This window comes from Ruegeria sp. AB11, from assembly GCF_056536325.1.
This window is the reverse complement of record NZ_JBQFJO010000001.1, coordinates 1,138,150-1,152,024: the sequence shown is the minus strand read 5'-3', so window position 1 is coordinate 1,152,024 and position 13,875 is coordinate 1,138,150. Positions and strand designations below refer to the sequence as shown.

15 protein-coding genes and 1 pseudogene are annotated in these 13,875 nt (G+C 57.0%); 7 read left to right on the top strand and 9 right to left on the bottom strand.

From position 1 onward, the window contains the following. Window positions 1-129 precede the first annotated feature (129 nt). The 3 genes and pseudogenes from gcvH to ACR3EJ_RS05870 all read right to left on the bottom strand — a co-directional run bounded on the left by gcvH (window position 130) and on the right by ACR3EJ_RS05870 (window position 3,067). Window positions 130-494, bottom strand: a pseudogene (gcvH, locus tag ACR3EJ_RS05880) (glycine cleavage system protein GcvH). Window positions 495-511: 17 nt separating this feature from the next. After that, on the bottom strand, window positions 512-1,606 hold the full coding sequence (gcvT, locus tag ACR3EJ_RS05875; RefSeq protein WP_480422848.1) for a glycine cleavage system aminomethyltransferase GcvT: 1,095 nt from the start codon (window positions 1,604-1,606) through the stop codon (window positions 512-514). Window positions 1,607-1,879: 273 nt separating this feature from the next. Further along, entirely contained in the window at window positions 1,880-3,067 is a 1,188-nt protein-coding gene (locus ACR3EJ_RS05870; protein ID WP_170541711.1) for a Zn-dependent hydrolase, read from the bottom strand. 145 nt (window positions 3,068-3,212) lie between these two features. On the opposite strand from ACR3EJ_RS05870, the gene ACR3EJ_RS05865 reads away from it, so the two are divergent. The 4 genes from ACR3EJ_RS05865 to ACR3EJ_RS05850 are packed head-to-tail and all read left to right on the top strand — an operon-like array spanning window position 3,213 to window position 6,704. Then, the gene (locus ACR3EJ_RS05865) at window positions 3,213-3,863 is read left to right on the top strand and encodes a histidine phosphatase family protein (protein ID WP_010438686.1); all 651 of its coding nucleotides are present in this window, start codon (window positions 3,213-3,215) and stop codon (window positions 3,861-3,863) included. Between the two features lie 10 nt (window positions 3,864-3,873). Beyond that, window positions 3,874-4,488, top strand: a complete 615-nt coding sequence (locus tag ACR3EJ_RS05860; protein ID WP_170471854.1) for a glutathione S-transferase family protein — start codon at window positions 3,874-3,876, stop codon at window positions 4,486-4,488. A gap of 14 nt (window positions 4,489-4,502) precedes the next feature. Further along, entirely contained in the window at window positions 4,503-5,558 is a 1,056-nt protein-coding gene (locus ACR3EJ_RS05855) for a saccharopine dehydrogenase (protein WP_170541713.1), read from the top strand. 3 nt (window positions 5,559-5,561) lie between these two features. Next, a complete protein-coding gene (locus ACR3EJ_RS05850; protein ID WP_170541716.1) occupies window positions 5,562-6,704 on the top strand; it encodes a saccharopine dehydrogenase family protein in 1,143 nt (380 codons plus the stop codon). A gap of 63 nt (window positions 6,705-6,767) precedes the next feature. Here the strand turns inward: ACR3EJ_RS05850 and ACR3EJ_RS05845 are convergent, their stop codons facing one another. The 4 genes from ACR3EJ_RS05845 to ACR3EJ_RS05830 all read right to left on the bottom strand — a co-directional run bounded on the left by ACR3EJ_RS05845 (window position 6,768) and on the right by ACR3EJ_RS05830 (window position 8,601). Beyond that, window positions 6,768-6,968: a DUF1127 domain-containing protein gene (locus ACR3EJ_RS05845; protein ID WP_170541719.1), complete on the bottom strand. Its 201-nt coding sequence runs from the start codon at window positions 6,966-6,968 to the stop codon at window positions 6,768-6,770. A 57-nt stretch (window positions 6,969-7,025) separates the two neighbouring features. After that, entirely contained in the window at window positions 7,026-7,262 is a 237-nt protein-coding gene (locus ACR3EJ_RS05840; RefSeq protein WP_170541723.1) for a DUF1127 domain-containing protein, read from the bottom strand. Window positions 7,263-7,427: 165 nt separating this feature from the next. Next, window positions 7,428-7,745: a DUF3775 domain-containing protein gene (locus tag ACR3EJ_RS05835; RefSeq protein WP_010438669.1), complete on the bottom strand. Its 318-nt coding sequence runs from the start codon at window positions 7,743-7,745 to the stop codon at window positions 7,428-7,430. An 85-nt stretch (window positions 7,746-7,830) separates the two neighbouring features. Further along, on the bottom strand, window positions 7,831-8,601 hold the full coding sequence (locus ACR3EJ_RS05830) for a DUF1365 domain-containing protein (RefSeq protein WP_170703578.1): 771 nt from the start codon (window positions 8,599-8,601) through the stop codon (window positions 7,831-7,833). A gap of 149 nt (window positions 8,602-8,750) precedes the next feature. On the opposite strand from ACR3EJ_RS05830, the gene ACR3EJ_RS05825 reads away from it, so the two are divergent. The 3 genes from ACR3EJ_RS05825 to ACR3EJ_RS05815 all read left to right on the top strand — a co-directional run bounded on the left by ACR3EJ_RS05825 (window position 8,751) and on the right by ACR3EJ_RS05815 (window position 10,522). Further along, window positions 8,751-9,407 carry a sigma-70 family RNA polymerase sigma factor gene (locus ACR3EJ_RS05825; RefSeq protein WP_170541729.1) on the top strand — a complete coding sequence of 219 codons (657 nt, stop codon included), beginning with the start codon at window positions 8,751-8,753 and terminating at the stop codon, window positions 9,405-9,407. Window positions 9,408-9,417: 10 nt separating this feature from the next. Beyond that, window positions 9,418-10,068, top strand: coding sequence for a ChrR family anti-sigma-E factor (locus ACR3EJ_RS05820; protein ID WP_170541732.1), 651 nt, complete (start codon window positions 9,418-9,420; stop codon window positions 10,066-10,068). Window positions 10,069-10,138: 70 nt separating this feature from the next. Next, the gene (locus ACR3EJ_RS05815) at window positions 10,139-10,522 is read left to right on the top strand and encodes a hypothetical protein (RefSeq protein ID WP_260023345.1); all 384 of its coding nucleotides are present in this window, start codon (window positions 10,139-10,141) and stop codon (window positions 10,520-10,522) included. 3 nt (window positions 10,523-10,525) lie between these two features. On the opposite strand, the gene ACR3EJ_RS05810 is transcribed toward ACR3EJ_RS05815, so the two are convergent. Next, window positions 10,526-11,755, bottom strand: coding sequence for a DNA recombination protein RmuC (locus ACR3EJ_RS05810; protein ID WP_170541735.1), 1,230 nt, complete (start codon window positions 11,753-11,755; stop codon window positions 10,526-10,528). Window positions 11,756-11,807: 52 nt separating this feature from the next. Then, window positions 11,808-13,652 carry a DNA mismatch repair endonuclease MutL gene (gene mutL, locus ACR3EJ_RS05805; RefSeq protein ID WP_170541738.1) on the bottom strand — a complete coding sequence of 615 codons (1,845 nt, stop codon included), beginning with the start codon at window positions 13,650-13,652 and terminating at the stop codon, window positions 11,808-11,810. Window positions 13,653-13,875: the final 223 nt, after the last annotated feature.

Genomic DNA, 13,875 nt, shown 5'->3' with positions numbered 1-13,875 from the left:
AGGATAGATCAGGTTCGGCGGCGGCTGCGGGAGCCTCCGGCGTGGGGTGAGGGCCGTCTTGGAAACTGTCCAGGGGACAGTTTCAGGCCCGAACGGGCGGAGCCCCGGAAACAGGGCCCCAATTGAGAGTTAACCGATGAAGGCCTTGTAGCCGGCCTCATCCATCAGATCTTCGAGCTGCGAGGCATCCGCAATCTTGATCTTGTAGATCCAGGCTTCGCCTTCGGGGTCGTCATTCAGAGAACCGGGATTGTCAGCCAGCGCCTCGTTCACCTCTGTGATCTCGCCATCGACCGGCGCATAAAGCTCGGACGCGGCCTTGACGGATTCAATCACGCCGATCTCGCCGCCTTTTCGAACTCGTCCCCTGCTTCCTGCTGTTCCACGAACACCACGTCGCCCAACTGCTCGGCGGCGTGTTTGGTGATGCCCAGCGTGGCGGTGTCGCCCTCAACAGCCAGCCATTCATGTTCTTCGGAATAATAGGTTGCCATGTCTCTCTCTCCTGACTTCAACGCTTGTAATTCTGTTTGACGAAGGGCAGCGCCACGATCTGCGCCGGTTGCGGTTTGCCCCGGATGATCAGGTTCACCGTCTCGCCCGGCTCGGTATGACCTGCCGCGACATAGCCCATCGCCACCGGTCCACCCACGGTGGGGCCAAACACGCCCGAGGTGATCTGGCCGATTGTATTGCCATTGCTGCACTGGATCTCAACGCCCTGACGCGCCGGTGCGCGGCCTTCGGGCTTGATGCCCACCAGCTTTTTGGCGGGACCTTCGGCCAGTTCCTTCTGCACACGGTCCGCGCCCGGGAAACCGCCCTCTTCCTTGCGGCGCTTCTGGATCGCCCAGGCCAGGGAGGCCTCGATCGGCGAAGTGCTCTGGTCGATGTCATTGCCATAAAGGCACAGACCCGCCTCAAGCCGCAGACTGTCGCGCGCGCCCAGACCGGCCGCCTCGCAATCTTCATGCGCCAGGAAGGCCTTGGTGATCTCTATCGCCTTGTCCTCGGGGATCGAGATCTCGTACCCGTCCTCGCCGGTATAGCCCAGCCGCGAGATACGGCATTCAACACCGTTGATATCGGCCACCGTGGTTTCCATGAACTTCAGATCCCGCGCCGCAGGGCAGAGCTCGGCCACAACGTTTTCCGCCGCAGGGCCCTGTACCGCCACCAGCGCGCGGTCGAAGATCTCGATCACTTCAACACCGTCGAGATGTTCGCGCATATGCGGAATGTCCTGATGCCGCAGCGCCGCGTTCACCACCACAAAGTAATGATCGCCCGCATTCGAAACGATCAAATCGTCCATTATCCCGCCATCCGAATTCGTAAAGAACCCGTACCGCGCCTTGCCTTCCTTCAACGTCGCATAGGCCTGCGGGCACAAAGCTTCCAGCTTCTCGCCCACATTCTCGCCCTTCAGGATCACCTGACCCATATGGCTCACATCAAACACCGCCGCCTTCTCACGACACTGCTTATGCTCCCCCATAATCCCCAATGGATACTGAACAGGCATCTCCCACCCAGCAAAATCAACCAACTTACCACCCAACTCAACATGCAAAGCGTGAAGAGGCGTGCGTCTTAAGGATGTCATGATGGCTACCTTCTTATTATATAGTGAACAGAAGCTATCCCGTCAGTCTGACCCAAGCTGAATATTTTGCAACGATTCAGCCCCGGTTTTCGATGGCAGACCAAGGACTGGCCAGGCTCGTATGCGAGTGTATGCTTTAATAATGTTCCTATAGGAAACTTTTTTCCATTAAGCAACACTCTTTAGATCGCGCCTAACTTACTGCTTTGCTTTTCCAATCCTTCCCAGACCACACGAAGGTAGAAGCTCAGATCTTACAGCACCTTATCACATTCATGACCTCAGTTTCTGAACCGCACAATCCAGAACCTTGAGGCCGGCAACCAGGTCAGTTTCGGCTGTATCCTCGGCAAAATCGTGGCTGATTCCACCAATTGACGGAACAAACAGCATCGCAACCGGCATCATGCGCGAAACATTGGTTGCATCATGCAAAGCCCCTGATGGCATCCGTCGCCACCGGCCTGGCGCGATCTGCTCGGCAGCCGCTTCCAGCGCTTTGCGAAGTTTGTGATCCATCGCCACAGGCTCCAAGCCCAGAAGGGCTCCAAAGCTAAGCTCCACACCCGTTTGTGCGGCGATATCGCTCGCGGTGTTGCGAATGATCTCTTCCATCCTTGCCAGCCGATCTGCATCTCCATCGCGCCACTGCATCGAAAAACGCGCACGGCCCGGCACGATTGAGGACGCGCTGGGATGCAGGTCTACATGCCCAATTGTCCAGACTGTTTGCGGCGTTACGACGTTACGAAATTGGTCATTAAGGCGTGTGTTGAACAGGGACAGCGCTTGAAATGCGTCGCGTCGCAGGTGCATGGGCGTTGTACCTGCGTGGTTTTGCTGGCCATCAAACTGAACCACCATATCGCGAATGCCGACGATGTCGGTAACAACACCGATCTGGTCACCTTGCGTGTCAAGCGAGGGGCCTTGTTCGATATGCATTTCGACAAACCCGGTGAACCGACCCGGGTCGACGAAACTAGCGGCACAATCCGCCATCGCCGCGCGTGCGCAACCAAAGGTCTCTCCGGTATGATCAGTCAGCTCATCTGCCCGTTCCAGATCCAATTCGCCAGACCAAACCGCCGAGCCCGTTGTGACACCGAACCGACCTTCTTCATCTTGAAAGCTGACAACTGAAATAGGTTGCTCACTGGACCGCGCGACCTCAAGCGCCGCGATCACACCCAATGCGCCATCCAGCCAGCCGCCTTCGGGTTGGCTGTCCGAATGTGACCCCATCAACAGCGACGGTCCTTCGGCTAATCCGAAAAGGTTTCCAACCGGGTCGAAATGGGGGGTCAACCCGGCTTCGGCCATGCGGCCTGCCAACCAATGACGGGCTGCAATGTCAGCTTCAGAATAAGCAGGCCGAATGACACCTTTGCCCACGCCAGAAGCTCCGAACTGCCGTAATTTATGCAGATCTTCCAGAAACCGTTTTTCGTCGACTGCCATTACATTCCCCCGATCAACCAGAATGCACAATACGCCCGTCAGATTAGCTCGCAAGGGAGGGGCGTGAATTGATGCAGTTTTTCCCCAAACCCCTCTGGCCCCGAACGCGAAGCTGCCCTAAGACTTCGTCGCAAGAGGGTTTGAAATGTCATTCATTACATTGGTGCGTCACGGGCAGGCCAACACCGCCGCGCGGGACGAGAATAGCTACGACAGGCTCAGCGATCTGGGCCACCAGCAAGCGCGTTGGCTGGGTGCGCATCTGAAAGATACCCAGGCCCATCACCCTCGGGTCTATTGTGGCACCCTTACACGTCATGTGGAGACAGCAGCCAGCATGGGTTTGGCCGAACCTGTGCACGACGCGCGCCTCAACGAAATTGAGTACTTCACCCTCGCGCAGCTGTTTCATGAGCAACATGGCGTGGCGATTCCAATCGACCGCGAAGAGTTTGTGGAACATCTTCCCAAGACATTTACCGCTTGGGCCAATGGCGAAATTGAAAACCCGCCAGAGACCTTCGTCGAATTTGAAACCCGCGTCCGCGACGCGTTGCGCGACATCGGGACCGAAGGCGGGCCCGCGATTGTTGTGACATCCGGGGGGCTGATCTCGATGGTGGTCCGGCAGGCTATGATGCTGGATATCACTTCGATGGCACGGGTGGCGCTTGCCATCATGAATACGTCGATGCATCGTCTGCACCCAATCGGTTCACAGCTGAGCCCGGTCCTGTTCAATGCAGTGCCCCATCTAGAAGCACCAGATCGGCATTTTGCCCAAACCCACCTGTAAGGAGGCACGGATGCAGCTCTATTTTGCCCCCCGCACAATCTCAGTCGCTGTGGCGATTGCGCTGGAAGAGGCCGGTTTGGAATATGAAGCCGTGCAGCTTGATTTCGCCGGTGGCGAGCAGACAAAGCCCGCGTACAGGCAAATTAATCCCAAAGGCCGTGTACCTGCGCTTGCGGTTGATGGTGGCATTCTGACTGAAACCGGCGCCCTACTGGAGTTTGTTGCCGCCAAAGCACCCGAGGCCGGGCTGGTTCCGGCAGATCCCGTGATGGCAGCGCGAATGCGGGAGGTAATGTATTATCTGGCCTCGACCATGCATGTGAACCACGCGCACAAACTGCGCGGGCCTCGTTGGGCGGACAAGAAGGCCAGTTGGAAGGACATGAAGGACAAGGTACCCCAGACGATGACCGCGTCATGCGACTATATCGTTTCAAACGGGCTGCGTGGTCCGTTCGTGTTGGGTGAGACACTCTCGCTAGCCGACGCTTACCTCTATGTGGTCTGTAGCTGGCTGGAAGGTGACGGCGTCGACGTTTCGGCCTTTCCCAAGATCATCGCCTTCCGCGAGGCGATGGAGGCTCGGCCATCGGTTCAGGCGGTGCGCGCCGCCGGAATGCTCTGACAAAAGGAAGTATGATGACACATCTCTGGGTCCGGGCGGAACAGCGCCCGAACGAGGAACGGGTCGGGCTTACCCCTGAAGGTGCCGCCGCACTGATCGCTGCAGGCATTCGGGTGACGGTCGAAGAAAGCTCTGTACGGGCTATTCCTTTGGATGGTTACAGACAGGCAGGTTGCGAAATCGCGTCCGAGAATTCGTGGCCAGAAGCCCCGCTTGACGCAATCGTCTTTGGCTTAAAAGAGCTGCCCGAGGATGGCACGCCCTTGCCTCACCGCCACATCATGTTTGGCCATGCTTATAAGGGTCAGCATTCTGGACGCGAATTGTTGCGGCGGTTTAAGGCCGGTGGCGGCACGCTTTTTGACTTGGAATATCTGGTGGACGCAGATGGCCGCAGGGTTGCTGCCTTTGGCTATTGGGCCGGTTACGCCGGTGCTGCGGTTACACTGAAGACATGGGCAGCGCAGCAACGCGGGCAGGCATGCCCACCCGTTGGTGTTTATGCCAACAAAGACGCGTTGAATGATGAACTGATGGCCGAACTGGACGCTAGAGGAGCCGACCGTCCCCGCGCCATCGTCATCGGCGCGTTAGGCCGTGTCGGGACCGGCGCCGCCGATATGTGCGAGGCCATGGGGGTCGCCGTCACCAAATGGGACATTGCCGAGACGTCCAGCGGCGGGCCATTTCCCGAAATCCTTGATCACGATCTCTTCCTGAACTGCATCTTCGCCCGACCGGGCACCCCGGTTTTTGTCCCGCGCGATGCTCTGAGCGCACAACGCAGTCTGACGGCCATCGGCGACGTGGCCTGCGACCCGGACAGCGATTACAACCCAGTGCCGGTCTATGACCGTGCCACCACATGGAACGCCCCTGCTTTGCGCGTGGCGACCAACCCGGTCATGGATGTGATGGCCATCGACAATTTGCCGTCGATGCTGCCCGTCGAAAGCTCGCAAGACTACGCGGCGCAACTGCTACCGTCCCTGCTGACGCTGACCGATCTGGACAGCGGTGTTTGGGGGCGGGCTGAGGCAACCTATAAAACACATATCGAAGGGATCTGAGAGATGACGATTCACTGGTGTGGCACCGGCCTGTCGGCCATCCCCGGCCTGCGCCGCCTAATCGAAGGCGGGCACAAGGTCGCGGTCTGGAACCGGACCGTCGAGAAGGCCAAGGCCGAGGTCGGAGACCTGACTGATGACATCCGCGCCTTCGACATCGACGCCCTAGGCGCGGTGCTTGAGAAGGGCGACATCATCGTCTCGATGCTGCCGGGTGACTGGCATGTGCCACTGGCAGAGCTGGCAATTTCGAAAGAGGCCAACTTTGTGTCGTCTTCCTACATCGCGCCCGAGATGCGCGCTTTGGACGACAAGGCGCGCGAGGCCGGTGTGGCGCTTGTCAACGAGGTCGGGTTGGACCCTGGGATCGACCACCTGATGGCGCATGCTCTGGTCGCCGACTACCGCGCATCGGACGCGTTCGATCCCCAGAACCACCTAAGCTTTATTTCGTATTGCGGCGGGATCCCGAAGAACCCAAACCCGTTCCGCTACAAGTTCAGCTGGTCACCGTTAGGTGTTCTAAAGGCGCTGCGCTCACCGTCGAAATCAATCCGCGACTATGCCCCATTGGACGTCGCGCGCCCGTGGGACGCGATCAGCAGCTATATCGCCCCGCTGCCCACGCCCGAAAGCTTCGAGGTCTACCCGAACCGCGATTCAATCCCTTTTAAGGCCGAGTACCAGTTCGAGGATCACTGGCCGGTCAAGGAATTTGTCCGCGGCACCCTGCGCCTGAACGGTTGGGCTGACGCGTGGTCGGATGTGTTTACTGAAATCGAGACCCTCGCAGGGCCGGAAGGCGACGCCCGCCTGAAAGAGATGTCGGATCAGTTCTGGGAAGAAAACGCCTATGAAGAGAGCGAACCCGACCGCGTGGTTCTGTGTGTGGGCCTGAAAGCCGAGAAAGACGGCGTTGAGGTCTGGCATAAGACCTATGTCATGGACGCTTGGGGTGACGAACGCGGCACGGCCATGGCCCGTCTGGTATCGATCCCGGTGTCCCTTGCAGTCGAAGCCGTCCTGAACCGTGCTATCCCTGCCGGTGTCCACGCCGCGCCAAGTGATCCGAAACTGGTACAGGGTTGGATGGGTGAGATCGACACACTGGCGCAACACCTGCAGATCGTGGACCACACCGCCTAAAACGCAATCAGCCGCTTCGAACACGCGAAGCGGCTGATCACATTGTGGCGTCGCTGACGGCCGTCAAATATATTGCGCTATCACCGCTTCAACATCGCAGCGATTGATTCCAAGCTCTGATAATTCGAAATCTGAAAGACGGTTCAGCTCTTGACCGGCGCGAACGATATCGGCTTGGATTGCGCGCATTCTCATCGCCTGATCGAACAACAACAGCGCACTGTTAGACACGGTCTGTTTCGGGTTTGGGTTACTATCCAGCATATTCGTTACCTCGCGCTTACTTACATAGATTGCTTTTCGGATCGCACCGGACAGTGCCTAAGAGCAGGCCTGATAGGGCGTGTTGTGATAAACGTTTCGATATACGCGCTGCCGTATCTCAGCACGTGAGATGCCGATATCGCTAAGCTGATGATCATTGAGCTTTTCAAGCGCCCGGATAGTCTTGTTGTAAACTCTGCGACGCTGCCATGCAGATGGGGCCTCAGGCTGGCTCGCAAACTGGCCGAAGCACAGAGACCGATGATCAGCTGCGGTTGTATTGACGTGTGCCATGTCGAATTTCTCCAGTATTCATCGTTGCCGTTGATGAACCTGATAAAAGAACTCGACATTAACCTCGTAGGAACGCCGCATTAATATTGTTTAATGAAAGCGGATCAACCAATCCGACGCGCCAGCATCCGGACCAATCCATACGCCATAACGCGAGATCAGGGATTACATCAGATCGTTTTCGACATCTTCAGCAGAGATTCCCAGCGCATCCAACCCATTTTCCAGGTGATCGGATAAATGCGGCGTTCCGATCAGATAATCCGCGCAAGGGGTTGAGGCCTCGGACTTTGCGGTTGCAATGGCCTCGGCCAGATCTTCAGCGAAGAAGCTCTCACGACCGACCCACATGACGGCGACCAGTTCTGCTTGTTCATCCTCGCTCATGCGTTCGATGAATGCGCGTAATTCGCCCTCGGCCCGGTTCAGCTCTCGCCCCATCATGGCAACCTGAGCGATTTTTCTTGCCGAGATTTCCAACATGTCCCAACTCCTCGTGTTCGCGGTTCACTGTTATCTGAACGATGCCACAGGCGACCGTCTTTGATCTTGCGCAAAGCAGAGGGCTTTACTGATGTGAACGCGATACAGGCTGATCAGGGACGGGAGCGGTGCGAAAGGGGCTGAAACGGGCGCGCTTGACCCATAGCTTGAGCGCTTGCCAGTGGATCAGAAACACCGCCCTTCGCGCTCCGAACGGTCGGCGCCAGAGCGATTTAAGAATAATGCGGTTGCTAAGCGGCCGGCGTGAACCCGTCAGGGTGGCGATCAGCCCCCCGCTGTCGCGACCATAATCGATCCAGACACCCACGCGCTCGTCGCGATAATCAAACCGAAATGTATAGGTTCCTTCAATTTCTTGAAACGGCGAGACATGCATCAACTTGTCAGCCAGTATCCGATCTGTTGACGCAATGGGCGAATGATCGGGTTTGTGGCACAGATAGCTGTGACGCGTACCATAAGTATTGGTCACTTCAGCAACCACAGCATAGAGCTGATTCCCATCATCAAAGCAGAACCAGAAACTCACGGGATTGAACACATGCCCAAGCATGCGCGGTTGGGTCAATAGAGTGATCTGATCCGGCTGAGGAATACCCTGCGCCTCAAAACACTCGCGCAGCCAAATCGCGCCGCGACCCCGACCAGGCTCACCACCGTGATCGCTATCTCGCCATCCGGTCAGATTTACCTTGTTGAACGAAAACAAAAAGGGCGTCTTGGCACATGCTTCAGGGTCAAACAGAACATAATCGATTGAATAGCGAAACGAATTATCGATCGCACCCTTGCGCCCGTGAAAGGTATGACCCGCGATGTGATCAACAGTGTTCATAACGCAGATGTTCCGTACTGACTGCAAACTGTTCAAAAGACATCCATTTCCGAATGCCCATACATCATACATTACGAAATACTGCTCGTTTTGGATGAAATTTTTTGCACCAGACTGATCCAACTTGGGTCAGACAACGTAATGAGGTTATGTTTACCGAGATAGATACCGTGACCTTGGACGATGCGGCAGCACAACCTGCTGTCAAAAGTGCCGTGCACGGAGCCAAACGATTTAAAGGTAAATCGGTGAACGGACAAAACAAAGGTTGTGACACGAGAAAGGAATGGGTGGATCACGTCCGTCGCATCCGAGATGCGAAGGATCAGATCGCATTTGCTGAACTGTTCCAGCACTTTGCACCTCGAATAAAGGCATTTCTAATCAAGTCCGGGTCAGACGCTGCACTGGCGGAGGAATGCGCGCAGGAGGTCATGGCGACCTTGTGGCACAAGGCGCATCTGTTTGACCCGACAAGGGCAACGGTTGCGACCTGGGTGTTCACTATCGCAAGAAACAAGCGCATTGACGTATTGCGAAAGCAACGCCGCCCTGAACCCGAAGACCTCTGGTGGGGGCCAGAGGCGGAGCCGGAACAGGAAGACGTTCTGGCGCTGCAACAGGAAACCGCGCAGCTGCGTGATGCCATGGCGGCATTACCCGAGGCGCAAAGACAGCTGATCGAGAAGGCCTACTTCGGAGATCTGAGCCATCGAGAAATCGCATCTCAGACCGGGTTACCGTTGGGAACGATCAAATCACGGATACGGCTGGCGCTGGACCGCTTGCGCTACGCGATGAACTGAGATGACGAGCATGAGAAACGAGATTAAACATCACCTGACCGACGACCTGCTGATGGCCTATGCCTCAGGCAATCTGCCCGAAGCGTTCGACCTGATGGTCGCCACGCACCTATCTCTTTGCGACCACTGCCGCGCCCGCGCTGAAAGCTTTGACGCAGTTGGCGGATGTGTCCTGCAGGAACAGGATGCGTCTGCAAGCATGAGCGACGGTTCGCTGGCGGCAACAATGGCATTGATTGCTCAGGGCACACCAAAGGCGAAACCCGCGCGCCCATCTTGTGCAGTTCTTCCGGCTCCGCTGCAGGACTATGTTGGCGGCGACGTGAACGCGATCAAATGGAAGCCCGTCGGCATGGGTGTCAAACAGGCAATCCTGCCCACGACCAGCGAAGCCACCGCCCGGTTGTTGTTTATCCCCGCCGGGGCAGCGGTGCCGGATCACAGCCATAATGGCATAGAACTGACGATGGTCCTGCAGGGTGCATTCTCTGACGAGATCGACCGCTTCGACCGCGGCGATGTCGAAATTGCAGACCAATCTATCCATCACACGCCTACGGCAGACATCTCTGAAGACTGCATTTGTCTGGCCGTCACCGATGCTCCACTGAAGTTCAGCAAGCTGATGCCGCGCCTGTTCCAGCCATTCCTTCGAATCTGATCCGTTATGGTAGGGTTGTTTATCGACGCTAACCAACTGGGGGATTTCAGCAATGTTAAGGATGGCAACTATGGCGCTGTTGATGGCCTTCGGAGCCAGCGTTTCCGCTCAGATGACAGCAGACGTGAAATTCCAACCGGGCAATTTCGGTACGATGGTGAATGGTACTGTAACCGGAAACGAGTATTTCGACTATAAACTGGGCGCCAAGGCTGGGCAGGAGATGTTCGCCGACCTCAAGGTCAGTGACACCAACGGTTATGGAGTGATCTATTTCAATATCCTGCCGCCGAACAGTGACGGGGTTGCAATTTACAATGGTTCAATTGATGGCAATACCGCCCGGATCGAGCTTCCAGATAGTGGCGACTACACCATACGTGTTTATCTGATGGGGAACGATCGCGACACCGGCAAGACGGTTGGTTATAATCTGGACCTATCCATCCAGTAACGCTCAGCCTTCGGTTTTTCCCAGCGGCACGACGTTTGTGTGGTCATCCGGCGCAAGCTCTTCGAAATCGAAATTGTCCAAACGTTGCGCCCGGCGACCCGCCTTTTCGGCGCTTATCTTGATTTCCGAGATGTCCTTGGCCGCCTGACCAAAATGGCGATCCAGGTTCGAGACACGTTCACCCAAACGGTCCACATCCTTGTGCAGCATTCCCAGCTCCTTGCGGATGGCACCGGCCTGCTCGCGCATGCGCGCGTCTTTGAGGATCGCGCGCATAGTATTCAGTGTCGCCATGCAAGTGGTTGGTGAAACGATCCAAACGCGTTTCGAAAAACTCTCCTGCACAAGTTCCGGGAACTTGGCGTGCAGCTCGGCATAGACCGCCTCGGACGGCAGGAACATCAGCGCCCCATCAGCTGTTTCACCGTCCAGAATATACTTCTCGGAGATATCGTTGATGTGCTTGCGAACCGTGCTGCGGAACATCTGCACGGCAGCTTTCAGTTCCATGTCATTGGTCGAACCGACCAGCGCCTCATAGGCTTCCAGCGGGAATTTACTGTCGATCACGATCGGGCCTGGGGGGTTGGGCAGGTTGATCAGGCAGTCTGCCCGCCGTCCGTTCGACAATGTCGCCTGCAACTGAAAGCTATCCGATGGCAGCGCCTTTGAGACGATATCATTTAGCTGAATTTCTCCAAACGCCCCGCGCGTCTGTTTGTTCGACAGGATGTCCTGCAGGCTTAATACGTCGCCAGACAGCTTGGTAATATTGTCCTGAGCCTTGTCGATGGCCGCCAGACGTTCCTGCAGTTGAGTCAGCGAGGTCGCCGTCTGTTTCGATGAGCCATGTAGCGATTCCTTCATTCGCTCCTGCATCTCAGCCAAGGCGCGCGCCGATTTCATCGCGTTATCTGCCAGCCGGTCATTCATCTGCTGCTGCACCGACGACAGACGGGATTCGACAGTTTGGATCACCTGCACCTGCGCATTGGCCTGCGTGTCCGAGACATGCTGCAATCCGCCGCGTAGCTGCTCCTGCCCTTGGCCTAGTTGCTGCACATGCTGTCCCAAATGGGCCATCTGCCGGGCCAAGGGTTCGGCCATCCGGGCCGAGCGTTGTGACGCCCGTAGCGATAGAAACAGCAAGAGCAGAATCAACGCCACAACTCCGCCAGTGATCAGGATGACGGGGTCATTCAACGCATATTGAGTACCAGCTATCTCGATCATGTCGCCTCGGATGTTCTTGTTTTATTCTTCATAGCCCGACAGGGCCGATGGATCAACTGCGACCGAACAGGCGTTCGATATCGCTGAGCTTCAGTTCCACATAGGTCGGCCGCCCATGGTTGCATTGGCCGGAATGGGGCGTCGCCTCCATCTCGCGCAGCAGGGCGTTCATTTCTTCTGCCCGCATCCGACGGCCTGATCGGACTGAACCATGACAGGCCACCCGGCTGAGGATCGCCTCAATCCGTGCCTGCACGGTTTGGCTTTCGCCCTGATCGGCAAGCTCGTCAAGGATGTCGAGGATCATGGCTCGGGCATCGACTTCACCCAGAATGGCCGGAGTTTCGCGCACAGCGACCGCTCCACCGCCAAAGGGTTCGATGGTCAGCCCAAAGCGCGCAAGATCATCAGCGACTGCCATCAACCGCGCGCAGTCCCCATCTGTCAGATCGACAATTTCAGGGATCAGCAAGGCTTGGGCGGCAACGCCGTTTTCAGCCATCTGGCCTTTGAGCTTTTCGTAAACCAACCGTTCATGCGCGGCGTGCTGATCCACGATCACCATGCCATCTGCTGTCTGGGCAATGATGTAATTCTCGTGCACCTGACCTCGCGCGGCCCCCAATGGCAGGTCCTGCGGTTCTTCCACCGGAGCAGTTTCTGGCACCGGCTCCACGATGCGCCCGCTATAATTCTGTGACAGCTCCGCAAAGCCAGGAGATTGCGCACGATAGGCCGCCTGACGCGCCATCGGTGACGGACGATCTATCTGATACACCCGCGCTGGCGCAGCGGGCTCGGGCCGCATCGCACCCAAGGTTGCATTTGCGACAGTCGAAGACGCACGATGTCCGGCCTCGGCCAGCGCGTGGCGCAGGCTGGATACGATCAACCCACGTGCTAGGCCCGGATCGCGGAACCTAACCTCGGATTTAGCCGGATGCACATTCACGTCCACCAGCGTTGGATCACAGTCGATAAACAGCGCTGCGGCCGGATGTCGATCGCGACTGAGAAAATCGAAATAGGCCGCGCGCAGAGCACCGGTTAGCATCTTGTCCCGCACGGGTCGTCCGTTGACGAATAGATACTGCGCGACTGCAGCCCCGCGCGAATAGGTCGGAAGCGCGGCATAGCCATACAGCCTGAGCCCTTCGCGGGTGGCATCGATCTGCAACGCGTTCTCAGCGAATTCACGTCCTAGTATGCGCGCCAATCGGGCGTGCAACGCATCAAACAGATCGCCATTCTCGCGGTCGGCGCGGAAGGTCACGCGACCTTCTCCACCACCCGAAACATCACGTAGTGTGAACGCTATTGCAGGCTCGGCCATTGCAAGACGTTTCACGATGTCGGAAATTGCCTGCGCCTCAGCCCGGTCCGTGCGCATGAACTTCAGCCGTGCCGGGGTGGCGTAGAATAGGTCTCGCAGCTCGACCACTGTCCCCGTGCGCAATGCGGCAGGCTTCACAGCCTCCACTTTGCCACCCGCCACGTGGATTGTAGCGGCTTCAGAGCCCGGTACGCGACTGGTGATGGTCAAACGACCAACCGCTCCCAGCGAGGGCAGCGCTTCCCCGCGAAACCCAAATGTGTGGATATTTAGCAGATCGGACCCGTCGATCTTTGATGTCGCATGACGCGACAGCGCCAGCGGTAAATCTTCAGCAGCGATGCCGCAGCCATCATCGGTGACACGAATCAGGGTCTTGCCGCCATCCGCGACTTCGACGGCAATGCGTTTGGCCCCAGCATCTATGGCATTTTCGACCAATTCTTTAACTGCAGAGGCCGGCCGTTCCACGACTTCACCAGCAGCAATCCGATTGATTGCTGCATCATCAAGCTGCCGAATTACCGGGCGATCGTTGCTGATATTGGGGTCTGCATACACCATACCACTAGACCTAGCATAGATATGCGCGATTCGACCACAGGTTTGGATGGTTCAGCGGGCGAGCAAATGATGTATCCGGCCAGCTTGACCCTGTCGTAAAGGGGGTAGCGACTTAGGTCAATACTGGCCGGATATACCAGAGTGAGTGGTGGTCTTGTGGTATTTGATCCAAGCTTGCGTACCATCGCACATGGAATAAATCCCGTTAATATTTGGAAATTGT